The sequence below is a fragment of the Phreatobacter sp. AB_2022a genome (assembly GCF_026847585.1).
In the GTDB taxonomy this organism is placed as follows: Bacteria; Pseudomonadota; Alphaproteobacteria; order Rhizobiales; family Phreatobacteraceae; genus Phreatobacter.
In genome coordinates this window covers 1-24,283 of sequence record NZ_JAPSET010000015.1, presented here as the reverse complement: position 1 = coordinate 24,283, position 24,283 = coordinate 1, and the positions used below count along the sequence as shown (strand labels likewise).

Here is a 24,283-nt window from a genome sequence, read left to right as displayed (position 1 = left end):
GCAGCCCAGCCAATGCTGGCGGCCGGCGGACGGGATGCGAGGGCGCGAAGGGACGAAGGGGAGCCTAGCGCAGCATTTCCGCGGCGCGCGGCGACAGCTTCTCGGCAATGCTGCGGGCCAGCGCCATGCCGATGCAATAATAGCCACCGTCGACCATGTGCTGGGAATCGGCCGCGAAGACCTCGTCCTGCCTCAGCCGGCCGTCGCCGAGCAGTTCGGTCATGACGTCGAAACGGCGGAACACCGGTGTTTCGGTCTCGGCGGCCACCTCGCGCAGCGCGGCGAGATAGTCCTGATACATGGGATAGCGCTCGGCCTGCGGCAGCGGCTGATGGTCCATCAGCACGACGTCGATGCCCGCCTCGCGCAGCTTGGCGATGCCCTTGCGCAGGATCCGCTTGAACTTGTCGATGCCGATATCGTTGATCGCCTCGGTCACCCCGGTCTGCCAGATGACCAGGGACGGCTGCTCCTCGACCACGTCCTCGTCCATGCGGTGGAACATCTGCAGGGCCGAATTGCCGGCGACCCCCTGATTGATCACCTTGATGTCATGGCCGGGCAGAAGCCTGGCGAGCTCGCCCTGGAGCACGGCCGGATAGCTCGCGTCCGGCGAGGAGGCGCCGACCCCGAGCGTCGAGGACGAACCGAGCGCGACGATGGTCAGAGCGCGCCCGTCCCTGAACGCGGCGCGGGCCTGCGCCAGTTCCTGGCCGAGGGCCCGTGTCGGATTGGCCACCTGGCAACGCGCCGCGCCGGCAGCAGCCCCCCTCTGCGCGCCCGCGGGCACGGTCAAGGCTGCGACGAGCAGGCTCGCCGCACAGGCCGTCATCCATCCGGTGCGGGTCAACGAAACCGTACCTCGCTCAGCACCGCCGGCCCACGCGCCGGCGTCTTCACCGCTGCCATCTTATACCATTGAAGCACACGGCCGGCGCCAAGCAAGAGAGCAAGACCGACGACATTGACCAGAATCTGCATGAGCGGCCCGCGGCCGATCTCGAAAAAGACGAAGGTGCCGGCCAGCGACAGGATCACCCCGAGGCAGAACAGCGGCAGCGACTGGCGTCCGCAATCGTCGATGAGCCGGCCCCAGCGGCTGCGCATCCAGGCGGCATCGACCGGCACCAGGCGGATGACGAGATAGGCCAGCGCCAGCGCGTGGGCGAGCCGCCACGGCGACAGATTGGTCTTGTCCGGATCGAGCCGCCAGAGATCGGGTAGCGCCAGGCCCTCGAGCCCCGGAATGAACGCCCAGGGCGCGGCATTGACGAGGCCTGCCGCGACCACCGCGAGCGCGAGGCCCAGCAGGAGGCGCGAACGGCCGAGGCCGACGCCGTTGAGTGCGGCGTGGCCGGTGAGCAGGCCGACGGTGAAGATGAGCTGCCAGGCGAAGGGGTTGAAGAACCAGACGCCGCCGGTCGGCAGGTTCGGGATGGCGAGCTCCAGGTACCAGGCGGCCCCGTAGAGCGCCACCGAGGCGGCCAGGGCCAGCGCGGGCGCAACGCGCACCATGACCCACAGCAGCGGCAGCATGGCGAGCAGGACGATGTAGAGCGGCAGGATGTCGAGATAGTTCGGCAGGAACAGCAGCACCGCCATGGCCAGGATCGAATTGGCCGTGTCCTGGAAGAAGGGCAGGATCGCCACGTGCTCGTAATAGAGCGGGTTGCCGGCCTTCAGCGCCATCAGCGCGACGGCCGCGGCCATGAAGATGAACAGGCCGAGATGGGCGGTATAGAGGCGCCAGATGCGGGCCACGACCTGTGCCGAGCCCGCGAGCAACCCGCGCCGGTCGATGGCCGAGCCATAGGCGAAGGCGGCGGAATAGCCGGCGAGCAGGACGAAATATTCGGCGGCATCGGAAAGGCCCATCGCCGAGGGCGTGACGCGGCTCAGCCAGTTGCCGGCGACATGATCGATGAAGATGATGAGCAGGGCGAGGCCCCGGAAGATGTCGACACGGGAATCGCGCGCAGCCGGCCCCGCTCCGGGCGCCGTCGCGCCCTGCCAGAACCAGGCCGTCAATGTAGGCGATCCGTTCACGCCGCCGCTCGTCCACCCGCTTGAACCGACTGGCCGCCGGAGCCTGCTGGGGGCATCCGGCCGCCATGTGCGGCCAGCAGCGGCGGCGAACTGCCAAAGCTCCCCGCGCATCGGACAAGCCGTGCTGCAAAGCCGTGGACCATCCTTAGCACGCCACCCTTTCCGAGGGCTGACCGCGCCGGTCACATTGCGGCAAATCCGGTCACGTCTTCGCGAGCATGGCGGCGAGCTGCGCCTGCACGTGATCGGGGCGCTCCATCGGGAAGAAATGGGTCGTGCCGGCGACCACCTCGGCCTGCGCACGCGGCTGGACCTTCAGCACCTTGCCGATGCCGCCGGTGACGGTGGAGCCGCGCTCGGCAGCCATCACATGCACCGGCATCTGCAGGCTTTTCAACGCCGCCCAGGAGCGGTGCCGGTGCGAGGCGAAGGTCGCCGATTCCCAGATCGGCGCGCAGGCGAGGCGCACCCCTTCCCCATCGGCCACGAAGCCGCCGTCGACATAGGCCTCGAGAAAGCCCGGCTGCCAGGTGCTGAAGGCCTTGCGGGTCCGGTAGGTATCGACCGCCTCCTGCTTCGAGCCGAACACCGCCCGCCGCTTCGCCGCGGCGACGGCCAGATGAAAGCTCCTGAACTTGGCCCGGCCCCAGGGCGTATAGGCGGCGAGCCTCAGCATGGGGCTCATCATGACCGGATCGAGCAGCACGAGCCCGCGCACCGCCTTCGGCCGCGCGGCGGCGGCGAGCAGCGAGACCACCGCGCCCATCGAATGGCCGGCCAGGACGAGCGGCCGGGCCCCGGCGGAAACGAAGCGGTCGAGCACGGCGATCAGGTCGCGCGCATAGGGCATCCAGTCGACGATGCCTTCGGGATCGGTCGGCAGGTCCGAGAAGCCATGGCCGCGCTGGTCGAGCGCGACGACGGCATGACGGGCGGCCAGTGGCTCGAGCAGCGGCGCATAGGTCTGCGCGTTGAAGCCGGTGGCGTGCATGAACAGGAGATCGGGCGGCACGCGGCTTTCGCCCCAGGCAAGGCCCGACATCGTGCCGTCGGCGAGCGGGACCGAGAGGCGCGTCCCGGTGGAGGCGGCGAATGTCGTGGTCACGTCAATCCACAGCGATGAGGCGCGCCGGTCAGCCGGCGGGCGCGATTTCCATGGGCACGGCCGCCTCGTCCTTCACCTGGTTGAGGGTGAGGACGGTGCGCACGTTGCGGACATTGGGCGTGGCGGTGAGCTCGCCGACAAAGGCCTGGAAGCTGGCGAGATCGGGCGCGACGCACTTCATGACGAAATCGAAATCGCCCGACACCGTGTGGCATTCGCGCACGATCGGCCAGCCGCGCACCTTGGCGACGAAGGCATTGAGATCGGCTTCGGCCTGGCTGGCCAGATGCACCATAGCGAAGACGGTGACGCCGTAGCCGAGCTTCGGCCCGTCGATGAGGCCGCGATAGCCGCGGATGACGCCCATTTCCTCGAGCGCCCTGACGCGCCTGAGGCACGGCGGGGCGGAGATGCCGACCCGGTTCGCCAATTCGACGTTGGTGATGCGCCCGTCGGCCTGCAATTCCCGCAGAATCTTCCAATCGATCGCGTCCAGGCGAGCCTTCACGGGGCACGTCTCCAATATCGGGAGGTTTCGAGGCGGGAAATAGCGAGACCGAAAGTCCACAAATCGAGTGAGCCCGATAGCTCAGCCCGACCGGGCGCGCAACAAAATTTCGCGTCAGGCCCGCCGGGCGCAACGACCCTGTTGCACGGGCGACAACAAAAGCCCGAATCCGTTGAGATCATGGACATCGGCTGCCAATGTCACCATATGGTGGCCCATTGACCGCGACCGAGAGCCTCGACCATGAGCTTCATTGATATTGAACGCCTGCGCGCGACCCCGCTGGAGACGAAGCCCTACGAATACCTGGTGGTGCGCAATTTCGTGCGGCCCGAGCGGCTTCAGGACGTCCTGAAGGACTATCCGGACGTGCCGGGCCCGGGCTCCCATCCGCCCTCGGTCCTGACCATCAAGGGCAATTTCGCCGGGCTGATGGAGGAGCTCGACCAGGAGCCGTTCCGCAAGGCGATCGAGGAGAAGTTCGATATCGACCTGGCCGGCAAGCCGACCATGTATACGGTGCGCGGCTTCACCCGGGCGACCGACGGCAAGATCCACACCGATTCGGAAACCAAGATCATCACCGTTCTGCTCTACATGAACGATGCCTGGGATTCCGACGGCGGTCGGCTGCGCGTGCTCAACAACGGCACCGACCTCAACGATTTCGCCGCCGAGATCCCGCCCGACGGCGGCACGCTCCTGGTGTTCAAGCGCTCCGACAAGTCCTGGCACGGTCACGAGCCCTTTGCCGGCAAGCGCCGCGCCATCCAGATGAACTGGGTCACCAGCCAGTCGGTCGTCGATCACGAGCAGGGCCGCCACGCCCGCTCCAGCCGCTTCAAGAAATTCGTCCGCTTCATCACCGGCCGCGCCGCCTGACCGGCCGCACGCCCGAAGCGAATTGGGACAATTCGACGGCCGGGCGCGCAAAACGCGCCCGGCCGTTTTGATCTATTCACTAAACATATCGGCACCATCAGCGAAAATCACCGGACGAGCCTTGCGCGGGGTGCATGGCTATAACAGTATAGGGTTCTTACGGACTCGCGTCCCTCTTTCCTCCTCATCCGTTCCCCCGACGGCCCGGAGTCCTCCATGGGCATCCAACACGAGCGCGTTGTCATTATTGGATCCGGTCCGGCCGGATACACGGCGGCCATCTATGCCGCCCGCGCCATGCTCAAGCCGGTCGTGATCCAGGGCATCCAGCCCGGCGGACAGATGACGATCACCACGGATGTCGAGAACTATCCGGGCTTTGCCGAGGTCATCCAGGGTCCCTGGCTGGTCGAGCAGATGCAGAAGCAGGCCGAGCATGTCGGCACCCGGATCGTATCCGACCACGTCAACAGGGTGGACCTGAAGACGCGGCCTTTCCGCATCGAATGCGAGTCCGGCACGGTCTATGCGGCCGAGGCGCTGATCATTGCGACCGGCGCGCAGGCCAAATGGCTGGACCTGCCGTCCGAGCAGGCTTTCCGCGGCTTCGGCGTGTCGGCCTGCGCGACCTGCGACGGCTTCTTCTACCGCAACAAGGAAGTGCTGGTCGTCGGCGGCGGCAATACGGCGGTCGAGGAAGCGCTGTTCCTGACCAATTTCGCCTCCAAGGTGACGGTCGTGCACCGGCGCGACGCCTTCCGTGCCGAAAAGATGCTGCAGGAACGGCTGTTCGCGCATCCCAAGATCGAGGTGCTCTGGGATACGACGCTCGAGGAGGTCAGCGGAAATGACGCACCTCTGGCGGTTACCCATGCACGATTGAAGAACCTGCGCACCGGCGAGACCGAGACGCGCAAGGTCGACGGCGTGTTCATCGCGATCGGCCATGCGCCGGCCGTCGAGCTCTTTGTCGGGCAGCTCAAGCAGAAGCCCTCCGGCTATCTGTGGACCGCCCCCGACTCCACCGCCACCGATGTCCCCGGCGTCTTTGCCGCCGGTGACGTCACCGATGACATTTATCGCCAGGCGGTCACCGCCGCCGGCATGGGATGCATGGCCGCCCTCGAAGCCGAACGGTTTCTCGCCCATCACGCGACGATCCGCCAAGCCGCAGAATAAGTCAGCCAGCACTCCGAGGGAGGCACGAGCCCAATGGATTGGGACAAGTTGCGGATCTTTCACGCGGCGGCCGCCGCCGGCAGCTTCACGCATGCCGCGGACACGCTGGGCCTGTCCCAGTCGGCTGTCTCCCGACAGGTTTCGTCGCTGGAACAGGACCTGAAAGTTCCGCTGTTCCACCGCCACGCGCGCGGCCTGGTGCTGACCGAGCAGGGCGAGCTTCTCTACCACACGGCGCAAGACGTGCTGATGAAGCTCGAAAGCGCCAAGATCAAGCTGACCGACTCCAAGGAGCGGCCGCATGGCGAGCTGAAGGTGGCGACCACCGCCGGCCTCGGCACCGGCTGGCTCGCCCCGCGCATCGGCGAGTTCCTCGACCTCTATCCGGATATCCAGCTGAAGATGATCCTCACCGACGAGGAGCTGGATCTGTCGATGCGCGAGGCCGATGTCGGCATCCGCGTGCGTCAGCCGGTGCAGCCGGACCTGATTCAGCGCAAGCTGTTCCAGATCAAGTTCCACGCTTTCGCCTCGTCCGACTACCTCAAGCGTCACGGCACGCCGAAAAGCGGCGCCGATCTCGACGGCCACCGCATCCTCGCCTTCGGCGGCCGCGCGCCGAACTACATGCAAAACGTCACCTGGCTGTCGACCGCCGGTCGCAACGGCCTGTCGCCGCGCCCCTTCGCCATGAGCATCAACAACATCGTCGGCCTCGTCGCCGCGGTGGAGCGCGGCATCGGCATTGCGGTCCTGCCCGACTATCTCGTCAGCGACGGCTCGGGGCTCGTGCAGATCCTCGACGAGGAGGAAATGCCGGTGCTGGACGCCTGGTTCGTCTATCCGGAAGAGCTGAAGTCGGTGGCGCGCGTCCAGGTGTTCCGCGACTTCCTCGTCGCCAAGGCGCAGCGCTGGCCCGGCTGATCCGCGAGGCTCCGCCCGGCCCGGCCATCCTGAGCGCCAAGATCTTGGCTTTGCAGGAACATTCGCGCTAGGCTGATCCCCGGGCATGGAATCCCGGGGAGCTGGCAATGGCCGGTATCGATCGACCTGCGGCCATTGGCGCGCTCGCGCCCGTCATCGTCGCCGTCGCGGCCGTGATCGCGACCTATGCCACCGGCCTCACCGTCGGCACGATCGAGGCGGCGGTCGATAGCCCCTATCTCATCCTCGGCTATTTCGCCGAACGCTTCCCGGCCCTCGCCTTCGCCATCGTCTTCGTGCTGATGCGGCTCGTCGTGGTCGCCTTCGTCGCGCACCGGCCGAACATCCTGCTACGGCTGCTGCTGCTCATTCCGGCCTTCGCCCTGGTCATGGCCGCCGCGCTCTATCCGACCTTCGGCGGCATCATCGCCCGCCCCGGCCTCATGGGCGGCGGCCTCTCCATCGTCGAGGGGCAGATTGCCGGCGCCGATGCCGGACTGCTGCTCGGCGGCGCGATCGCCGGCGTCATGCTCGGCCTCGTCACCGGCCTCGCCCGGGCCATCGTCGACTGGTCCTGGGGCTTTGCCTGGGGACGGCTGGTGCGCCTTGTCCTGGCGCTCCTCGCCTATGCGATCATGGGCGCGGCGCTGGCCTGGGGCTGGGCGACGCTCGAACAGGGCCACGCCCTGTTCCCCCGCGCGCCGCTCAGGCTGATCGAGACCGTCGGCCTCATCGGCCTCGTCATCGTCGCCACCGCGCCGCAGGTGCTGATCGCCGCCTGGGGCGACGCCGCGCGGCGCGAGCGCGCCTGATCCGGCTCGCTATTTCGCCTTGCCTGCCTCCTTGGCGAGCTGGGCTTCCAGCACATCGAGCCGGGCCTTCAGCGCCTCGTTCTCCTCGCGCGCCTTCACCGCCATGTCACGCACCACCTCGAATTCCTCGCGGGTCGGCAGGTCGAGGTCGCGCAGGAGCCGCTCGGCCTGCGTCTTGACGAAAGTATCGGCCTCGCGCTTGAAGCCCTGGGCGAGCCCCGCGGCGTCCGTCATGAACTTGGCGAACTCGTCGGCGATCCGGTCGGTGGTCTGGGTCATGGCCTTGTCTCCAGCATGAACTGATGGGTATGGGGGCCCGGCATCGCGCGCGCAAGAGTTCGCGACAAGAGTTCGTGAGCGGGACGCCACGGGCGGCGACCTCGCCGGTTCCCCGCTTGACAGGCGTCCGCCGCCCCCGCAAACCCGCGCCATGCCGTTCGCTGCCTTTCTCTTTCCGTCCTTCAACCCGGTGCTGATCGAGATCGGGCCGTTCCAGATCCGCTGGTACGCGCTCGCCTATATTGCCGGGTTCTTCATCGGCTGGTGGCTGGCCAAGCGGCTCGTCGCCAATGCCGCGCTCTGGCGCGGCGGCACCTCCCCCTTCGCGCCGGAACTGATCGACGATGCCATCGTCTGGGCGGCGCTGGTCGGCATTCTCGGCGGCCGCCTCGCCTTCGTGCTGGTCTATAATTTCAGCTACTATGTCGCCCATCCGGCCGAGATCATCGCCGTCTGGCATGGCGGCATGGCCTTCCACGGCGGCATCGTCGGCGTCGTGGTCGGGCTCTATGTCTTCGCCCGCAAGAACCAGGTGCCGTTCCTCAGCCTCATCGACGTCGCCGCCGTCGTCGCGCCGATCGGCATCATGCTCGGCCGCTTCGCTAATTTCATCAACGGCGAGCTCTGGGGCCGCGCCACGACCGTGCCCTGGGGCGTCATCTTCCCGGCCGCCGGCCCCGATCCGCGCCATCCGAGCCAGCTCTACCAGGCCATGACCGAGGGGCTCCTGCTGTTCATCGTCCTGCTCGTCATCGCCCGGTCCGGCGGGCTGAAGCGGCCCGGCTTCATGGCCGGCTGTTTCGGCATCGGCTATGGCCTCGCCAGGTCGTTCGGCGAGCTGTTCCGCCAACCCGACCCGCAGCTCGGCTTCCTGTTCGCCGGCGCCACCATGGGCCAGCTCCTGTCCATCCCGGCGATCCTCGTCGGCCTCTGGCTCGTGCTGCGGGCCCGCCGCGCGCCGCAATGACCCCGCTCCATGCCGAGATCGCCGCGCTGATCACGGCCGAAGGCCCGCTGCCGCTCGATCGCTACATGGCGCTCTGCCTCGGCCACCCGCGCTTCGGCTACTACCTGGCGCGCGATGCGATCGGCACCGCGGGCGATTTCACCACGGCACCGGAGATCAGCCAGGTCTTCGGCGAATTGATCGGCTTCTGGGCCGCCGCCACCTGGGAGACCATGGGCCGGCCGGGGGCGCTCCGCCTCGTCGAATGCGGCCCCGGCCGCGGCACGCTGATCAAGGACCTGCTGCGCGCAGCCGGCGTCCTGCCCGCCTTCCGGGCCGCGATCGACCTGCATCTCGTCGAAACCTCGCCGCGGCTCGCCGCGCTCCAGCGCGAGGCCGTGGCGGCCAGCGGCATCACCGCCACCTGGCATGCCGATCTCGGCGGCGTCCCGCCGGGGCCTGCCATCGTCATCGGCAACGAGTTTCTCGACGCGCTGCCGATCCGGCAATTCGTCGCAACGCCGGCCGGCTGGCGCGAGCGGGTCGTCGGCCTCGACGGCGCGCGCCTCGCCTTCGGCCTTGCCCCCGACCCCATACCGGCCGCACTGCTCGCCTGCTTCCCGGCACCGCCGGCACCGGGCGCGGTCGCCGAAATCCGCCCGGCCTTCGGCCACCTTGCCGCAACCCTCGGCGCCCGGCTGCCGGACGGCCCGCAGGTGGCCCTGTTCATCGACTACGGCCATGCCCGCCATGCCTATGGCGACACGTTCCAGGCCGTGCGCGCCCACGCATTCGCCGATCCGCTCGCAAGGCCGGGAGAAGCCGACCTCACCGCCCATGTCGATTTCGCCGCCCTCGGCGAGGCGGCGCGCGAGGCCGGGCTGGCCGCGAGCCGTCCGGTCCGCCAGCGCGACCTCTTGTTCATGCTCGGCCTCGAGGCCCGCACGCAGGGGCTCATGCAGGCCAATCGGAAAAAGGCCAGGGCCCTGCTCGAGGCCGTCGAACGGCTGATCGATCCGGCGCCGACGGGCATGGGCACCCTGTTCAAGGCGCAGGTCCTCCATGCACCGGGTCTGGCCGTACCGGCGTTTGACAGTTAGGCGCGAAGCGGATTTGGTCTGGCCCATGCATGTGACCTCGCCCGCTCTTGCCGGCATTTCCGGCCTTCGCCACGCCTTCTTCACCCGCGATGGCGGGGTGTCGTCGGGCATCTACGGCTCGCTCAATGCCGGCTTCGGGTCCGGCGACGACCCGGACAATGTCCGCGAGAACAGGCGCCGGATGACCGAGGTGCTCGGGGTTGCCGAGAATGCCCTGATTTCCTGCTTCCAGATCCATTCGCCCACCGTCATCGTCGCCGACGGCCCGCATGACGGCGGCGAACGGCCGCGCGCCGACGCGGTGGTGACGAAAATACCCGGCATCGCCTGCGGCGTCGCCGCCGCCGATTGCGGTCCGGTCCTGTTCGCCGATGCCGAAGCCCGTGTCGTCGGCGCCGCCCATGCCGGCTGGAAGGGCGCGCTCGGCGGCGTCCTGGAAGCGACGATCGCGGCCATGGAACAGCTCGGCGCCGACCGCGGCCGGATCACCGCCGCCGTCGGCCCGCTGATCCGCCAGCCGAGCTACGAGGTCTCGCAGTCCTTCATCGACCAGTTCCTGGCCGCGGACCCGGGCTATGCCCGCTTCTTCGCCCCGGGGCGGCCCGAACACGCCCAGTTCGACCTGCCCGGCTTCATCGGCCACCGGCTGACGCTTGCCGGCATCGGCACGATCGACGATCTCGGCCTCGACACCTATTCGGATCCCGATCGGTTCTTCTCGTACCGGCGTTCGACGCATCGCCGCGAGCCCGACTACGGCCGCCATATCGCCGCCATCGCGCTGGCCGGCTGATCCGCCGACCCTTGCCCGGAGGCGCGGCCGACGGCCTGTTAACCAATATGGTTAGCAAAGGGTGAACGGCGCCTGGACCGGACCCGACCGGTCGGCTATCCCTGTCGGCATCAGGAGAAGTGCCATGGCCCGCAGCTTGGTCGTCCCCCGCATCGCCGTTCTCGTCACGCCCTTGGCGCTCGCGGCCTGTGTCGGAACCGACGGCCCCATGGCTGGCAGCCCGCCGCCGCGCGGTGCGATCGCCTTCGAGGCCATCGACGGCGCCCCCCAGGCCGTCAACCAGCGCCTTGCGGGCCGCCTCGCCGGCGAGGCCGAGGCGCGCCAGATCCAGGTGGTCGCCGATCGGTCCGGCGCCCGCTACCGGGTGCGGGGATACATGGCGACGGCGCGCGCCGGCAATGGCGCCACGGTTTCCTACGTCTGGGACGTTTTCGATCCGGAACGGCGCCGTTCGACGCGCATTTCGGGCGAGGAACGCATCGAGGCCCATGGCCGCGATCCCTGGGCCGGCGTCGACGACGCTGCGGCCGGCCGGATCGCCAGCCGCAGCATGGAGCAGATCGCCACCTGGCTGGCGACGCCGCAAGGCGCACCCCAGACGGCTGCCGCGGTCGCCACGACGGCCGCGGAACCCGCCCCGGCAACACCGCCGGCCGCTCCGGCCGCCATTTCCCGGCCGGTTGTCGCCGCCAGCACGACGGGCGCCGGCTCGTCGCAGGTCATGAGCTTTGCCTCGCCGCAGGCGGCACCGGCCGGCGCCCCGCCGCAGTCGACGGACGGCACCGGCGGCCCCCTGATTCCGGCCGAACCGCCGCGCTGACTGTCATTTCCACGTCACACCCTGTTGATCTCGCGCGCTTACGCCATTGTCGTGGGATAAGCCGATTGCTATGAGGTCCGCGCAGCCGAGAGCCAGCGGGACCAGCGTTATGTCGAGAAAATCCGGGATCAAGATCGTTTCCGGCAATTCCAATCGTCCGCTCGCCGAGGCGATCGGTGCCTATCTCGAGACGCCGCTGACCCGGGCTTCGGTCCGGCGCTTCGCCGATATGGAGATTTTCGTCGAAATCCAGGAAAATGTCCGCGGCGAGGACGTCTATATTGTCCAGTCCACGTCCTTCCCGGCCAACGACCACCTCATGGAGGTGCTGATCATCTGCGATGCCCTGCGCCGCTCGTCGGCCAAGCGCATCACCGCGGTGATCCCCTATTTCGGTTATGCCCGCCAGGACCGCCGCTCCGGCTCGCGCACGCCGATCTCGGCCAAGCTCGTCGCCAACCTGATCACCCGGGCCGGCGCCGACCGCGTCATGACCCTCGACCTGCATGCCGGGCAGATCCAGGGCTTCTTCGACATTCCGACCGACAACCTCTTCGCCGCGCCGCTGCTCGCCCGCGACATCAAGGAGCGGCAGGACCTCTCCCATGTCATGGTCGTCTCGCCCGACGTCGGCGGCGTGGTGCGCGCCCGTGCGCTGGCCAAGCGCATCGACGCGCCGCTGTCGATCGTCGACAAGCGCCGCGAGCGCCCCGGCGAGAGCGAGGTGATGAACGTCATCGGCGATGTCGAGGGCAAGAGCTGCATCCTCGTCGACGACATCGTCGATTCCGGCGGCACGCTGGTCAATGCCGCCGACGCGCTGCTGGCGCGCGGCGCCAAGGACGTCTCTGCCTATATCACCCACGGCGTCCTGTCGGGCGGCGCGGTGGCCCGCATCACCGGCTCCAAGCTGAAGGAACTGGTGATCACCGACTCGATCCTGCCGACCGAGGCGGTGCGCGTCGCCCGCAACATCCGCACCCTTTCCGTCGCCAGCCTGATCGGCGAGGCCATTGCCCGCACCGCGACCGAAGAGAGCGTGTCGAGCCTGTTCGAGGATTGAACCCGCCGGACGGCCCCCCCGCCCGCGCCTCAGAACCGCAGCACGACCTTGCCGACATGACGGCCGGAGGCGAGGTGCTGCAGCGCCTCCCGCGCCTCTGTCCAGGCGAAGACGCGATCGATCACCGGGCGCGCGCCGCTCACGGTGAGCGCACGCAGCAGGGCGTCGAAGGACTGGCGTGAGCCGACCGGTATGCCCCGGACGGTGGCACGCCGCCGGAAGATGTCGAGCGGATTGATCAGGCCCTCGGCGCCGCCGACATAGCCGATGACGTTGATCTGGCCGCCCGGCCGGATCGCCCTCAGCGATTGCGCGAAGCTGCCCGGCCCGCCCACTTCCACGACATGGTCGACGCCGCGCCCGCCGGTCAGGCGCAGCACCTCCGCCGCCCAGTCCGGATGCGTGCGGTAGTTGACCGTCGCTGCCGCGCCGAGCGCCTTCGCCCGATCGAGCTTGGCATCGCTGCTCGAGGTCGCGACGACATGGGCACCGCTCATCGCCGCGAACTGGAGGGCGAAGATCGAAACCCCGCCGGTCCCCAGCACCAGCACGCTGTCGCCGGCCTTCATCCGCCCTTCGGTGACCAGCGCCTGCCAGGCGGTGACGGCCGCGCAGGGCAGTGTCGCGGCCTCCTCGTCGCCGATCGCATCCGGCAGCACCACCAGGCCTTCGGCATCGAGCCTGACATATTCGCCGAGCATGCCGTCGAGCGGACCGCCGAGCTGCTGCGCCTGCGCCGACGGATCGAAGTCGCCGCCGGTCCAGCACTGCCAGAAGGTGCCGGCAACCCGGTCGCCGGCCTTGACGCGCCGGACCTCGTCGCCGACCGCCACCACTTCGCCGACCCCGTCCGACAGCGGCACCAGGGGCAGTTCGAACCGCGTGTGATAGGTGCCCCTGACGATTTCCAGGTCGCGGTAGTTCAAGGCCGCCGCGCGCAGCCTGACGACCACTTCGCCGCGCCGCGGCTCGGGCACCGGCCGCTCGCCAAGGCGCAGATGTTCGATGCCGTAATCTTCGATGGCCATGACGCGCATGGAGAACTCCCTGGGCTGCGTTCAACGGGTTTGAGTTCTGCCCTGGTGCGCCCTATGCTTTCAAATTCATTATCTTCAGAATGATCATGCTGGAGAAGCATAATGTTGAGCGAGATGCGGGCCTTCGTCCTGCTGGCGGAAACCGGCTCGATCCAGCTGACGGCCGAGCGCCTGCCGCTGACCCAGCCGGCGGTGACGCGCCAGATCCAGCGCCTGGAGGCGGAGCTCGGCACCGTCCTGCTCGACCGCCGGTCGAAGCCGCCGCGCCTGACGCCGGCCGGTCTCGCCGCGCTCGACCGCTGCCGGGCCATCCTCGGCGCGGTGGGAGATCTGAAGGCGAGCGCCTCGGCCGATGCCGAGCCGCAGGGCGTGCTGCGCATCGGCGCGGCCACCGCGCTCTCCTGCGAGGTGATCATCGACGCGGTGCAGATGATCCGCGGCCGCTTTCCCAAAGTCGCGCTGCGCTTCGTCGGCGGCTGGGCCCATGACCTGCGCGACCAGGTCCAGGCCGGGCGGCTCGATGCCGCGGTCGTGCTCGGAGCGGCCGGCCTGTCCGAACGCCTGGCCGGCCTTCATGTCCGCAAGGTTGCGCAGGAGGACATGCGCGTCGTCGCCGGCAGCGGCGCGCACCTGTCGCGCCGCCCCGGTCTTGCCGAACTCGGCGACAACGACTGGGTGCTGAGCCCCCTGCCCTGCGACGCCCGCCACGTGCTGGCCAGCGCGCTGTCCGGCGCCGGCCGCGCGGTGCGCCTGGCCGCGGAGATCCAGGGCCTGGAGCTGCAGACGGCGCTTATCGGACAGAATCTCGGGCTCGGCCTCGTGCCCGCACGCCGCCTCGCGCCCTATGCCAGGCGCAATCGGCTGAAGGTCGTCGACGCGCCCGAGGCCCGTTTCGCCTTCGACATAGCGCTGGTCAGCGCGCCGCATCTCGGCAGGCTCGACAGCGTCGTCGAGGCCCTCGGCGACCGGCTGGCCGCTGTGCTCGCGCCGCGGCCCCCGGCCGCCTGACCCGTGCCGCTCAACGCAAGCGGCCGAGAGCCGTCTCGACCTTGGCGAGAAAGCGCCGGCGGTCCTCGTCCGAGGCATTGTCCATGCGATGCAGGGCAAGCCAGAGCGTTTTCGCCCGCGGATGCACCAGCGGCTTCAGCCCGCGCATGAGGGTCCGCCGGCCCGGCTCCGACATGACAAGGCGCCACCACCACCAGGGCGCCCCGAGCGTCGAGACCGCGCCGATGAAGCGGATCTGGGTGAGGACCCGGCCGATCGGCTTGCGGCCCTGCGGCATGCCGAAGGTCGCATGCGGCACCCAGACCCGATCGAGCCAGCCCTTGAGCATGGCCGGCAGGCCATACCACCAGGTGGGATAGACGAAGAGCAGCGCCTCGCACCAGCGCAGCGCCGCGAGGTGATCGGCAACCGGCTGCTCATTGACGCCAGCGGTATGATAGCCGCGCCGCTCCTCGGCACTCATGACCGGGTCGAAGCCCATGCCGTAGAGATCGAGCACGCGCGTTTCGTGGCCGCCGCGGGCGAGCGCGGCCAGCGCCGTGTCGCGCAGAGCCGCGCCGAAGCTCTCCGGACATGGATGGCAATAGACGATGAGGAAACGCATATCCTCCAGACTCCCGCGTCGGCGGTCGAAACATCCTGCGGAAGACATCCCGAACGACAAACTAAACTATTGAGCCGCCTATCGAATTGTCAAAAAATTTCGCTGTGGCTCACCGGCTAAGTTTAACCCTTGCTTCAACTCGCTCGCCGAGTTTGCCGGTGCTTTCCACAAGGCCGTCGCAGACCCTGTCATGCCGCAGTTCCCCACCCTCTCGGTTCGCTCCCGCATCCTCGTCCTCGCCGTCATTCCGATCGCCGGACTGATCGGGCTCACCGGCCTGTCCTGGTGGTCGGCCCAGCGCACCGGCGCCGCCATCGCGGAGCTCACGGCCGCCAACGACCTCGTGCGCCGCGCCTACGATCTGCGCGGAGCGGTGCGCGCTATGGGCTCGACCATCGATCTCGCCGTGACGACGGAAGCCGAGACGGCCGCGGCCTTCGATGCGCTCAAGGCGAAGGCCGACCGCGAGGCCGCGGCCATCGCCGCTTCACCCCTCGCAGGCATTTTCGCCGCCGATACGCTGAAGGCGGGCCTCGCCGCGCCAGGCATGGTCGCCGACATCCACGCCCGGCTCGGCGCGGTCCAGGACAGGATGGGGCGCGATCCGCAAACCGGCCTCAACGGCGAATTGCGGCGCGCCATCCACGGCGTCGAAAGCACGCTGCAGCAGCTCGCCTCGGTCTGCTGTGCCGACACCCGCAATTTCCAGATCGCCATGCTGCGGCTGCGGCGCACCGAAAAGGACTTCATGCTGCGGCTGAACGCCGAGGAGATCGAGCGCTTCCGCAAGGGCGTTGCGGAGTTCGAGGCGCTGCTCGCCGACAACGAGCTGCCGGCACCGGCCCAGGCTCGGATGAAGGATATGCTGACGGGTTATGTCCGCGGCTTTCATGCCTGGGCCGAGACGGTACAGGAGCGCGCCCGGCTCCATGCCGAAGCCGGGCGCACCGTGTCGGCGGCGACCGCCGGCATCGAGGCGCTGATCGAACGCGCCGGCGCGAAACAGGGCGAGGCCCAGCAGCGGATCGAGGCGACCGCCGCGACCGCGCTTTTCGCGACCGTCGGCGCCAGCATTGCCGTCACCCTGCTGCTCGCCGCTCTCGCGCTGATCTTCGGCACCGGCCTCATCCGGGCGATCCGCGCGCTCACCGCCACCATGTCGCGTCTTGCCGGCGGCGAGACCGCCGTCGACGTCCCCGAGGCGGGCCGCCGCGACGAGCTCGGCGAGATGGGCCGCGCCGTCATGGTGTTCCGCGACGGCGCCGTCGAGCGCCTGCGCCTGGAAGCCGCGCGCGATGAAGACGCCGTGCGGGCCGCGCGCCAGGCGCGAGTCGACGACCTGTTCCAGCGTTTCCGCGCCGAAATGGCCGAGGTCGTCACTGTCCTGGGCAGCAACACCCGGCAGATGGAGACCACGGCCCGCTCGCTGAACGCCATCGCCCATGAAGCCGGCGACCGCTCGGCTTCGGCCGCCGCGGCCTCGGAGGCGACGTCGGGCAATGTCGAGACGGTCGCCGCCGCCGCCGAGGAGCTCGCCGCCTCGATCCGGGGCGTTGCGAGCCAGGTGACCAAGGCCCAGGCGATCGTCGGCGAGGCCGGCGCGATCGCCAGCCGCACCAATGACGAGGTCAACCGGCTGACGGAAGCCGCCGGCCGGATCGGCGACGTGGTGGCGCTGATCCGCGCCATCGCGGCGCAGACCAATCTTCTGGCGCTCAATGCGACGATCGAGGCGGCGCGTGCAGGCTCGGCCGGCAAGGGCTTTGCCGTGGTCGCGGCGGAGGTGAAGAGCCTTGCCAGCCAGACCGCCCGCGCCACCGACGACATCGCCGCGCAGATCGCCGGCATCCAGGCCTCGACGGTCGGCGCGGTGGCCGCGATCAAGGCGATCACCGGTACGATGGGCGAGATCACCGCGGTGACGGCGACCGTTGCCACCGCCATCACCGAACAGGACGCTGCGACCGCCGAGATCGCCCGCACCATCCAGCGCGCGGCCACCGGCACCCAGGCCTTGTCGCGCAACGTCGCCGATGTGAAGGGCGTGATCGCCGAAACCTCCGCCCAGTCGACCCATGTGCTGACCGCCTCCGACGCGCTGAGCCGCGCCGGCGAGCGCCTGTCGCGCTCGGTCGACGGCTTCCTGAACGAGGTGGCCGCAGCCTGAACGGCCTCCGGCGACGGGAACGGCAAGGAGGCGGATGCGCTCATCGCCCGACAATGCTAAAGGCGGGCCCATGGCTCCTCCCCTTTTGCAATTGCAGGACATCCGCCTGACCTTCGGCGGCACGCCGCTTCTGGTCAGCGCAGCCCTGTCCGTCGAGGCCGGCGACCGGCTGGCGCTGGTCGGCCGCAACGGTTCCGGCAAGTCGACGCTCCTGAAGATCGCCGCCGGCCTTGTCGAGGCCGACGGCGGCAGCCGTTTCGCCCAGCCGAGCGCGACGATCCGCTACCTGCCGCAGGAACCCGACCTCTCGGGCGCCGCCACGACGCTGGCCTATGTCGAGGCGGGCCTTGGCCCGGGCGACGACCCCTATCGGGCGCGCTACCTCCTGAACGAGCTCGGCCTGACCGGCGAGGAGGCGACGACAGCCCTGTCGGGCGGCGAAGCCAAGCGGGCTGCGCTCGCGCGCGCGCTGGCCCCCTCGCCCGACATCCTGATCCTGGACGAGCCGACCAACCATCTGGACCTGCCGGCCATCGAATGGCTGGAACGGGCGATCGGCGCGACCAGCTCGGCGGTGGTGATGATCAGCCATGACCGCCGCTTCCTGGAAAACCTGTCGCGCGCCACCGTCTGGCTCGACCGCGGCGTGACCCGCCGGCTCGACAAGGGTTTTGCCCATTTCGAGGCCTGGCGCGACGAGGTGCTGGAGCAGGAGGAAAAGGACCAGCACAAGCTGGACCGGCAGATCGCCCGCGAGGAGCACTGGCTGCGCTACGGCGTCTCGGCCCGGCGCAAGCGCAATGTCCGCCGGCTCGGCCAGCTGCAGAGCCTGCGCAAGGACTTTCGCGAGCACCGCAAGGCCGTCGGCAACGTCTCCATGACCATTTCGGAGGCCGAGCTGTCGGGCAAGCGCGTGGTCGAGGCCCATGGCATTGCCAAGGCCTACGGCCCACGCCGCATCGTCGACGACCTCACCATCCGCATCCTGCGCGGCGACCGGCTGGGCATTGTCGGCCCGAACGGCGCGGGCAAGACGACACTGGTCGGTCTCCTCACCGGCACGCTCGAGCCGGATGCCGGCAGCATCAAGCTCGGCACCAACCTTGCGATGGTCACGCTCGACCAGAAGCGTGAGGCCCTCGACCCGACGACGCCGCTGATGGACGCCCTGACGCTCGGCCGCGGCGACTATGTCACCGTCAATGGCGAGAACCGTCACGTCATCGGCTACATGAAGGACTTCCTGTTCACGCCCGAACAGAAGGGGACGCCGGTGGGCGTGCTCTCCGGCGGCGAGCGCGGCCGGCTCCTGCTGGCGCGCGCCCTGGCAAGCCCCGCCAACCTGCTGGTCCTGGACGAACCGACCAACGACCTCGACCTGGAAACCCTCGACCTCCTGCAGGAGATGCTCACCGACTTTCCGGGCACGGTGATCCTGGTCTCGCACGACCGCGACTTCCTCGACCGGATCTGCACCTCGGTGCTGGTCAGCGAGGGCGACGGCCGCTGGGTCGAATATGCCGGCGGCTATTCCGACATGGTCGCCCAGCGCGGCGCGGGCATTGCAGCGCGCGGCCTGGACAAACCCGCGAAACGGGCGGCCGACGGCGCGGCGCCGCGCGCCGAGGCGGTGCGCGAGGCGCCGAAGCGCAAGCTGTCCTTCCGCGAGAAGCATGATCTCGACGCGCTGCCCGCACGCATGGAAGCGCTTGGCCGCGACATCGCCAAGCTGCAGGCGATCCTGGCCGACCACGGGCTCTACAGCCGCGACCGGGCGGCCTTCGACAAGGCGTCCGCCGCGCTCGCCAAGGCCGAGGCCGAGCTCAGCGCGGCCGAGGAGCGCTGGCTGGAGCTCGAACTCCTGAAGGAAAGCCTGGAGGGCTGACCCTCCCCGCCGGCCAGGCGGGGCGGAGCCGGCTTGAAGCCGGCTGACGAACTTGCGATGCTCGCTGGAGCAGGGGTTTGATGGCGGGCCGGGGGGCCCGCGCGGGTCGGAGCCGCCGCCTGCGGGGGGCGCGAATGGACGTCGCACACGCGGCCGGCGCGGGATCTGGCCTCGCCACTTCCGGTATCGACAGCGTTCTCATCGCCATCGACCCGACCGGCCAACTGGTTCTGAACGGCATCCTGGCTCTGATCATGTTCGGCGTCGCGCTGGAGCTCAGGCTGAGGGATTTCGTCGACGTCTTTTCGCGGCCGCTCGCGCCCATGACCGGCCTTATCGCCCAGACCCTGGTCCTGCCGGCGGTCACCTATGCCATCACGATGATCCTGAAGCCCCAGCCGAGCGTCGCGCTCGGCATGATCATCGTCGCGGCCTGCCCGGGCGGCAACATCTCCAACCTGATGACGCATCTCGCCCGCGGCAACACCGCGCTGTCGATCTCGATGACCGGCATTTCCAACATGCTGGCGGTCGTGACGACACCGCTCAACATCCTGATCTGGGCCAGCCTCAACCCCTCGACCGCCGCGCTGCTGCGCCAGGTCAGCATCGAGCCCGCCGGCTTTCTGGGCACGACCGCCCTGCTCATCGGCGTGCCGCTGATCGCCGGCATGATCACCGTGCACCGCTGGCCCCGGCTGGCCGAACGGCTGCGCCGGCCGTTCCAGATCGCGTCCTTCGTCTTCCTCGTCGGTTTCATCGTTGCGGCGAGCGTCGCCAACGGCCGTTATTTCCTCACCTTCATCAGCGACATCATTCCCCTGGTGATTCTGCACAACACCATCGCGGTCGGCATCGGCTGGCTGTCGGCGCGCCTGTGGCGCCTCAGCGACTACGATACCCGCGCGATGGCCATCGAGGTGAGCATGCACAATTCCGGCTTGGGCCTTGCCCTGATTCTCAACCAGTTCGACGCCCTGGGCGGTGCCGCCCTGATCGCCGCCGGCTGGGGGGTCTGGCACATCGTTTCCGGCTGGGCCCTCGCCGCCTTCTGGACCCGCCGCGACCGCAGGGCGGCGGCGGAATGAACACGGGCATCCTGGTCACGGGCGCAGCTGGCTTCATCGGCGCTGCCCTGGTGCGGCAGCTTGCCGGCGGCGGCGAACCGGTCGTCGGGCTCGACATCCGGGCGCCCGCCGCCCCGGTCCCCGGCATCCGCTACGAGCAGGCCGACATTCGCGATCCCGCGCTCGCCGACCGGATCGCCGCGGCCCGCCCGCGCGTCGTGGTGCATCTGGCATCGGTGGTCGCCGCCGGCGGCGATGCCGCGCGCGACCGCGAGATCGACGTCGTCGGCACCGGTCATGTCGTGGCGGCATGCCTCGCCGCCGGCGCGCGCCGCCTGGTGGTGACCTCGAGCGGCGCTGCCTATGGCTATCATGCCGACAATGCCGTTCCGCTCACCGAGGACAGCCCGCTGCGCGGCAACGAGGATTTCCCCTATTCCCGGCACAAGCGGCAGGTCGAGGAACTGCTCGCCGCCGCGCGGCTGGCCCATCCGGACCTCGAACAGGTCGTGTTCCGCCCCTGCACCGTGCTGGGCCCGGGCGTCGCCAACCAGATCACCGCCATTTTCGAGCGGCCCGTGGTGATCGGCCTTGCCGGCAGCGCGACGCCCTTCAGCCTCGTCAGCGAGACCGATGTGGTGGCGGCCCTCGGCCGCGCCTGCGCGGCGGAAAGCCCGCCCGGCATCTACAATCTGGCCGGCGACGGCACGCTGACGCTTGCCGAGATCGCCAGGCGGATCGGCAAGCCCTACCTCGCCGTTCCCCCCGGGCTGATGCGCCTGGCACTCGGGCTCGCGAACCGGCTCGGCCTGACGACGCTCGGCCCGGCGCAGGTCAATTTCCTGCAGTACCGGCCGGTGCTCGCCAATGATCGGCTGAAGACCCGGTTCGGCTACCGGCCGACCCTGTCGGCGGCCGAGACCTTCGATCGCTACTGGCAGGCGAGGGCCGCGGCATGACCTATCTCATCATCGGCGCCGGCCCGTCGGGACTTGCCACCGCGCGGGTGTTCAAGGAGACGGGACTGCCCTTCCAGGTGGTCGAGTGCAATCTCGATGTCGGCGGCCAGTGGCTCTACGGCGCGCCGTCGAGCAGCATCTATCAGACCACCCATCTCATTTCGTCCAAGACCACCACGGCCTTCGCCGACTATCCGATGCCGGCCGACTGGCCGGCCTATCCGCACCACACCCAGGTCTTCGACTACCTCAAGGCCTTCGCCGGCCATTTCGACCTCTACCCGTCGATCCGCTTCAACCGTGCCGTGACCCGGCTCGCCCAGGAGGACGGCCGCTGGCAGGCGACCTTCGACGACGGGACGAGCGAGACCTATGCCGGCGTCGTGATCGCCAACGGCCATCTGAGCGACCCGGAACTGCCGGCCGTGCCCGGCACCTTCACCGGCGACCTCATGCATGCCAAGACCTACAAGAGCCCCGACATCTTCGCCGACCGGCGCGTGCTGATCGTCGGCATGGGCAATACCGGCTGCGATCTGGCCGTCGATGCGGTGCACCGCGCAGCCAAGGTCCTGTGGTCGGTGCGCGGCGGCAATCATTTCACCCCGAAATTCCTCCGCGGCAGGCCCGCCGACGAGGCCAATCACAAGGCCCGCTTCGTTCTGCCCCGACGCCTCCGCTCGATCGTGCACGAGGCCGTGCTCGGTTTCGTCGTGGGCCCGCCGGAACGCTACGGCCTGCCGCGCCCGGCGCACCGGCTGTATGACCGCACGCCAATCGTCAACACGCTGGTGCTGCAGCATCTCGGCCAGGGCGATATCGGCCTGAGGCCGCCGCTCGCCCGGCTCGACGACGATCGCGTCATCTTCACCGACGGCCGCGCCGACGAGGTCGATCTCGTGCTGTTCGCGACCGGCTACCGGATCACCTTCCCGTTCCTGGACGAGGCCGCGCTGAAGAGCGAGCTGAACTGGCAGGCCCCCGCCCCGCACCTCTATCTCAACATCTTTCCGCCGGCGGACAACAACCTCTTCGTCGTCGGCATGATCGAGGGCGGCGGCATCGGCTGGCCCGGGCGCGACCTGCAGGCACGGGCGGTGGCGAGCTATCTGACGGCGCGGCGCGACCGGCCGGTGCGTGCGGCAGCCTTCCGCCGCGAAATCGGCCGGCATTGCGCCGGGCCGCGGCCGGCCGATGCCGGTCCGCACGGCATCTTCATCGATTTCGTGGACTACAAGCGCGTTCTGGGCCGGGCGATCGAACGGCTGAGCTGAGGCCGGATCGCGTCCGGACCGACGCCAACGGCATCGAGGCCGGCCGTGGTTCGAGGCTCGCGCTCCCGGGCGCGGGCCTACGCCGCCCCGGCGAAGCGCTCGTTGAAGGCGTAGCCCGAGCCGCGCACGGTGCGAATCGGATCGGCCTCGCGGCCGCGCTTCACCGCCTTGCGCAGGCGGCCGATATGCACGTCCACCGTGCGCTCGTCGATATAGACGTCGCGGCCCCAGACACCGTCGAGCAGCTGCTCGCGGGTATAGACGCGGCCCGGCGACTGCATGAGGAATTCGAGCAGGCGGAACTCGGTCGGCCCGAGCGTGATCTCGCGACCCGACCGATGCACCCGGCGGGTCTCGCGGTCGAGCTCGATATCGCCCGACTTCAACAGGCTGGAGAGATGTTCCGGCTTGGCCCGGCGCAGCAGCGCGCGGATGCGCGCCAGCAGCTCAGGCACCGAGAACGGCTTGACCACATAGTCGTCGGCGCCGGTAGCCAGGCCGCGCACGCGCTCGCCCTCCTCGCCGCGGGCGGTGAGCATGATCACCGGCAGCCGCTCGGTCTCGGCGCGCAGCCGGATGCGCCGGCACAGCTCGATGCCGGACAGGCCCGGCAGCATCCAGTCGAGCAGCATCAGATCGGGGACCGCCTCGCGCAGCCGCACCTCCGCCTCGTCGCCCCGCATCACGGTTTCGACGCGATAGCCTTCGGCTTCGAGATTGTAGCGGAGCAGGACGGTGATCGGTTCTTCGTCTTCGACCACCATGATGCGTGCGGTCATGAGTTCAGTCCCTTGTTGGTCAGGAGCCGGCCGAGACGATCGACGTGGTGTCGAGCTTCGGCCGCTCCTCGGCGAGCGTCGTACCGTTGACCACGTAGTAGATCGTCTCGGCGATGTTGGTTGCGTGGTCGCCGATCCGCTCGAGGTTCTTGGCGCAGAACAGGAGGTGGGTGCAGGCGCCGATATTGCGCGGATCCTCGAGCATGTAGGTCAGCAGCTCGCGGAACAGCGAATTGTAGAGCGCGTCGATATCGCCGTCCGACTTCCAGACCTCCAGCGCGGCCGCGACGTCGCGCTGGGCGAAGGCGTCGAGCACCTCCTTGATGCGCTCCAGCGCGAGGCGGGCCATGGCATCGAAACCGCCGGTGACCTTCGGCAGCGGCAGCGAGCCGTTGATCGCGATGACCCGCTTGGCGATGTTCTTGGCGAGATCGGCGATCCGCTCGAGATCGGCCGCGATGCGCAGCGCGGCGACGATCTCGCGCAGGTCGATGGCCATCGGCTGGCGCTTGGCGATCACCAGGATGCCGGCCTCCTCGATCTCGCGCTGCATGGCATCGATCGCCGGATCGGCGGCGCGCACCGTCGAGGCCAGCGCCACGTCGCCGCGAATCAAGGCGTCGATGGCGCCGACGATCTGCTTCTCGGTCAGCCCGCCCATTTCGGCGACGCGTTGCGCCAAGCCCTTCAGCTCGTTCTCGAATGCGCTGACGATATGCTCGGTCATGCAGGTCTCCTGGGCGGGCTCGGGAAAAGGGGCTTTTCCCTACCCGTGTATGACGACGGTTCTATGCTTGCGACGTGACACATCAATGACGATGAAAAAGCCAAGCATTCAAGCGCTTGTAAGGGATGCGACAAGACATTCCGCCGTCACATCGGCAAGTTCCGCCGCCGGCGGCACTCGCCGGGCCGCGGATGGCCCGGCCGGCACGGCGGTCACTCCGCCGCCGGCGGCATGCGGCGGGCCGGCTGCGGCGGGGCCCGGCCCCCCGCGGCCCGCGCGGCCGGCTCGGCGGTCTCCCGGCGCCCCGGGGAGGGCGCGC

24 protein-coding genes are annotated in these 24,283 nt (G+C 69.1%); 15 read left to right on the top strand and 9 right to left on the bottom strand.

Translation table 11 applies throughout. The features are described from left to right. Positions 1-64: 64 nt before the first annotated feature. From OZ671_RS12815 to OZ671_RS12800, 4 genes are all read right to left on the bottom strand, one after another. Positions 65-850 carry an SGNH/GDSL hydrolase family protein gene (locus tag OZ671_RS12815; protein WP_268861109.1) on the bottom strand — a complete coding sequence of 262 codons (786 nt, stop codon included), beginning with the start codon at positions 848-850 and terminating at the stop codon, positions 65-67. Continuing rightward, on the bottom strand, positions 847-2,046 hold the full coding sequence (locus OZ671_RS12810; protein ID WP_268861108.1) for an OpgC family protein: 1,200 nt from the start codon (positions 2,044-2,046) through the stop codon (positions 847-849). Before OZ671_RS12810 ends, OZ671_RS12815 begins: the two co-directional genes overlap by 4 nt. Before the next feature lie 202 nt (positions 2,047-2,248). Further along, on the bottom strand, positions 2,249-3,151 hold the full coding sequence (locus OZ671_RS12805; protein WP_268861107.1) for an alpha/beta fold hydrolase: 903 nt from the start codon (positions 3,149-3,151) through the stop codon (positions 2,249-2,251). A gap of 28 nt (positions 3,152-3,179) precedes the next feature. Beyond that, the gene (locus OZ671_RS12800) at positions 3,180-3,659 is read right to left on the bottom strand and encodes an Lrp/AsnC family transcriptional regulator (protein WP_038307657.1); all 480 of its coding nucleotides are present in this window, start codon (positions 3,657-3,659) and stop codon (positions 3,180-3,182) included. 243 nt (positions 3,660-3,902) lie between these two features. On the opposite strand from OZ671_RS12800, the gene OZ671_RS12795 reads away from it, so the two are divergent. The 4 genes from OZ671_RS12795 (at position 3,903) to OZ671_RS12780 (ending at position 7,456) form a co-directional block, all read left to right on the top strand. Then, positions 3,903-4,541, top strand: coding sequence for a 2OG-Fe(II) oxygenase (locus tag OZ671_RS12795; RefSeq protein ID WP_268861106.1), 639 nt, complete (start codon positions 3,903-3,905; stop codon positions 4,539-4,541). Between the two features lie 216 nt (positions 4,542-4,757). Further along, positions 4,758-5,720: a thioredoxin-disulfide reductase gene (trxB, locus tag OZ671_RS12790; RefSeq protein ID WP_268861105.1), complete on the top strand. Its 963-nt coding sequence runs from the start codon at positions 4,758-4,760 to the stop codon at positions 5,718-5,720. Between the two features lie 33 nt (positions 5,721-5,753). Continuing rightward, positions 5,754-6,644, top strand: a complete 891-nt coding sequence (locus tag OZ671_RS12785) for a LysR family transcriptional regulator (protein WP_038307660.1) — start codon at positions 5,754-5,756, stop codon at positions 6,642-6,644. Between the two features lie 107 nt (positions 6,645-6,751). Next, positions 6,752-7,456 (top strand): hypothetical protein, encoded by a 705-nt coding sequence (locus OZ671_RS12780; RefSeq protein WP_268861104.1) that lies wholly within the window; start codon positions 6,752-6,754, stop codon positions 7,454-7,456. 9 nt (positions 7,457-7,465) lie between these two features. Here the strand turns inward: OZ671_RS12780 and OZ671_RS12775 are convergent, their stop codons facing one another. Further along, positions 7,466-7,735, bottom strand: a complete 270-nt coding sequence (locus OZ671_RS12775; protein WP_268861103.1) for an accessory factor UbiK family protein — start codon at positions 7,733-7,735, stop codon at positions 7,466-7,468. Between the two features lie 151 nt (positions 7,736-7,886). On the opposite strand from OZ671_RS12775, the gene lgt reads away from it, so the two are divergent. From lgt to OZ671_RS12750, 5 genes are all read left to right on the top strand, one after another. Beyond that, positions 7,887-8,702 (top strand): prolipoprotein diacylglyceryl transferase, encoded by an 816-nt coding sequence (gene lgt, locus OZ671_RS12770; RefSeq protein ID WP_268861102.1) that lies wholly within the window; start codon positions 7,887-7,889, stop codon positions 8,700-8,702. Further along, complete coding sequence (locus tag OZ671_RS12765) at positions 8,699-9,781, top strand: class I SAM-dependent methyltransferase (protein WP_268861101.1); 1,083 nt, start codon at positions 8,699-8,701, stop codon at positions 9,779-9,781. Before lgt ends, OZ671_RS12765 begins: the two co-directional genes overlap by 4 nt. 25 nt (positions 9,782-9,806) lie before the next feature. Continuing rightward, complete coding sequence (gene pgeF / locus OZ671_RS12760) at positions 9,807-10,574, top strand: peptidoglycan editing factor PgeF (RefSeq protein WP_268861100.1); 768 nt, start codon at positions 9,807-9,809, stop codon at positions 10,572-10,574. A gap of 124 nt (positions 10,575-10,698) precedes the next feature. Continuing rightward, entirely contained in the window at positions 10,699-11,394 is a 696-nt protein-coding gene (locus tag OZ671_RS12755; RefSeq protein ID WP_268861099.1) for a hypothetical protein, read from the top strand. 109 nt (positions 11,395-11,503) lie between these two features. Further along, complete coding sequence (locus OZ671_RS12750) at positions 11,504-12,457, top strand: ribose-phosphate pyrophosphokinase (RefSeq protein WP_038307666.1); 954 nt, start codon at positions 11,504-11,506, stop codon at positions 12,455-12,457. 29 nt (positions 12,458-12,486) lie between these two features. Here OZ671_RS12750 and OZ671_RS12745 read toward each other — a convergent pair whose 3' ends face one another. Further along, complete coding sequence (locus OZ671_RS12745; protein WP_268861098.1) at positions 12,487-13,494, bottom strand: zinc-dependent alcohol dehydrogenase family protein; 1,008 nt, start codon at positions 13,492-13,494, stop codon at positions 12,487-12,489. Positions 13,495-13,596: 102 nt separating this feature from the next. Here OZ671_RS12745 and OZ671_RS12740 point away from each other — a divergent pair, with 102 nt between their 5' ends. Next, positions 13,597-14,502: a LysR family transcriptional regulator gene (locus tag OZ671_RS12740; RefSeq protein ID WP_268861097.1), complete on the top strand. Its 906-nt coding sequence runs from the start codon at positions 13,597-13,599 to the stop codon at positions 14,500-14,502. Positions 14,503-14,512: 10 nt separating this feature from the next. Here OZ671_RS12740 and OZ671_RS12735 read toward each other — a convergent pair whose 3' ends face one another. Next, complete coding sequence (locus tag OZ671_RS12735; protein ID WP_038307669.1) at positions 14,513-15,106, bottom strand: NAD(P)H-dependent oxidoreductase; 594 nt, start codon at positions 15,104-15,106, stop codon at positions 14,513-14,515. 190 nt (positions 15,107-15,296) lie between these two features. Here OZ671_RS12735 and OZ671_RS12730 point away from each other — a divergent pair, with 190 nt between their 5' ends. The 5 genes from OZ671_RS12730 to OZ671_RS12710 all read left to right on the top strand — a co-directional run bounded on the left by OZ671_RS12730 (position 15,297) and on the right by OZ671_RS12710 (position 22,458). Continuing rightward, a complete protein-coding gene (locus OZ671_RS12730; RefSeq protein ID WP_268861096.1) occupies positions 15,297-17,273 on the top strand; it encodes a methyl-accepting chemotaxis protein in 1,977 nt (658 codons plus the stop codon). Between the two features lie 70 nt (positions 17,274-17,343). Next, complete coding sequence (locus tag OZ671_RS12725; protein WP_268861095.1) at positions 17,344-19,158, top strand: ABC-F family ATP-binding cassette domain-containing protein; 1,815 nt, start codon at positions 17,344-17,346, stop codon at positions 19,156-19,158. A gap of 134 nt (positions 19,159-19,292) precedes the next feature. Next, positions 19,293-20,246, top strand: coding sequence for a bile acid:sodium symporter family protein (locus OZ671_RS12720; protein WP_268861094.1), 954 nt, complete (start codon positions 19,293-19,295; stop codon positions 20,244-20,246). After that, positions 20,243-21,184, top strand: a complete 942-nt coding sequence (locus OZ671_RS12715) for an SDR family oxidoreductase (RefSeq protein WP_268861093.1) — start codon at positions 20,243-20,245, stop codon at positions 21,182-21,184. The genes OZ671_RS12720 and OZ671_RS12715 overlap by 4 nt, the downstream gene beginning before the upstream one ends. Continuing rightward, positions 21,181-22,458: a flavin-containing monooxygenase gene (locus tag OZ671_RS12710; protein ID WP_268861092.1), complete on the top strand. Its 1,278-nt coding sequence runs from the start codon at positions 21,181-21,183 to the stop codon at positions 22,456-22,458. The genes OZ671_RS12715 and OZ671_RS12710 overlap by 4 nt, the downstream gene beginning before the upstream one ends. A gap of 77 nt (positions 22,459-22,535) precedes the next feature. Here the strand turns inward: OZ671_RS12710 and phoB are convergent, their stop codons facing one another. Both phoB and phoU read right to left on the bottom strand, forming a co-directional pair. After that, a complete protein-coding gene (gene phoB, locus OZ671_RS12705; protein WP_038307673.1) occupies positions 22,536-23,237 on the bottom strand; it encodes a phosphate regulon transcriptional regulator PhoB in 702 nt (233 codons plus the stop codon). A gap of 19 nt (positions 23,238-23,256) precedes the next feature. Next, entirely contained in the window at positions 23,257-23,964 is a 708-nt protein-coding gene (gene phoU, locus OZ671_RS12700) for a phosphate signaling complex protein PhoU (RefSeq protein WP_038307675.1), read from the bottom strand. Positions 23,965-24,283: the final 319 nt, after the last annotated feature.

Coding starts and splice junctions, on each gene's coding strand:
- OZ671_RS12735 (WP_038307669.1), bottom strand. CDS start 15,106: ATGCGTTTCCTCATCGTCTATTGCCATCCATGTCCGGAGAGCTTCGGC.
- OZ671_RS12795 (WP_268861106.1), top strand. CDS start 3,903: ATGAGCTTCATTGATATTGAACGCCTGCGCGCGACCCCGCTGGAGACG.
- OZ671_RS12765 (WP_268861101.1), top strand. CDS start 8,699: ATGACCCCGCTCCATGCCGAGATCGCCGCGCTGATCACGGCCGAAGGC.
- trxB (WP_268861105.1), top strand. CDS start 4,758: ATGGGCATCCAACACGAGCGCGTTGTCATTATTGGATCCGGTCCGGCC.
- OZ671_RS12745 (WP_268861098.1), bottom strand. CDS start 13,494: ATGCGCGTCATGGCCATCGAAGATTACGGCATCGAACATCTGCGCCTT.
- lgt (WP_268861102.1), top strand. CDS start 7,887: ATGCCGTTCGCTGCCTTTCTCTTTCCGTCCTTCAACCCGGTGCTGATC.
- OZ671_RS12710 (WP_268861092.1), top strand. CDS start 21,181: ATGACCTATCTCATCATCGGCGCCGGCCCGTCGGGACTTGCCACCGCG.
- OZ671_RS12780 (WP_268861104.1), top strand. CDS start 6,752: ATGGCCGGTATCGATCGACCTGCGGCCATTGGCGCGCTCGCGCCCGTC.
- phoB (WP_038307673.1), bottom strand. CDS start 23,237: ATGACCGCACGCATCATGGTGGTCGAAGACGAAGAACCGATCACCGTC.
- OZ671_RS12725 (WP_268861095.1), top strand. CDS start 17,344: ATGGCTCCTCCCCTTTTGCAATTGCAGGACATCCGCCTGACCTTCGGC.
- OZ671_RS12755 (WP_268861099.1), top strand. CDS start 10,699: ATGGCCCGCAGCTTGGTCGTCCCCCGCATCGCCGTTCTCGTCACGCCC.
- phoU (WP_038307675.1), bottom strand. CDS start 23,964: ATGACCGAGCATATCGTCAGCGCATTCGAGAACGAGCTGAAGGGCTTG.
- OZ671_RS12730 (WP_268861096.1), top strand. CDS start 15,297: ATGCCGCAGTTCCCCACCCTCTCGGTTCGCTCCCGCATCCTCGTCCTC.
- OZ671_RS12775 (WP_268861103.1), bottom strand. CDS start 7,735: ATGACCCAGACCACCGACCGGATCGCCGACGAGTTCGCCAAGTTCATG.
- pgeF (WP_268861100.1), top strand. CDS start 9,807: ATGCATGTGACCTCGCCCGCTCTTGCCGGCATTTCCGGCCTTCGCCAC.
- OZ671_RS12720 (WP_268861094.1), top strand. CDS start 19,293: ATGGACGTCGCACACGCGGCCGGCGCGGGATCTGGCCTCGCCACTTCC.
- OZ671_RS12750 (WP_038307666.1), top strand. CDS start 11,504: ATGTCGAGAAAATCCGGGATCAAGATCGTTTCCGGCAATTCCAATCGT.
- OZ671_RS12785 (WP_038307660.1), top strand. CDS start 5,754: ATGGATTGGGACAAGTTGCGGATCTTTCACGCGGCGGCCGCCGCCGGC.
- OZ671_RS12740 (WP_268861097.1), top strand. CDS start 13,597: ATGTTGAGCGAGATGCGGGCCTTCGTCCTGCTGGCGGAAACCGGCTCG.
- OZ671_RS12715 (WP_268861093.1), top strand. CDS start 20,243: ATGAACACGGGCATCCTGGTCACGGGCGCAGCTGGCTTCATCGGCGCT.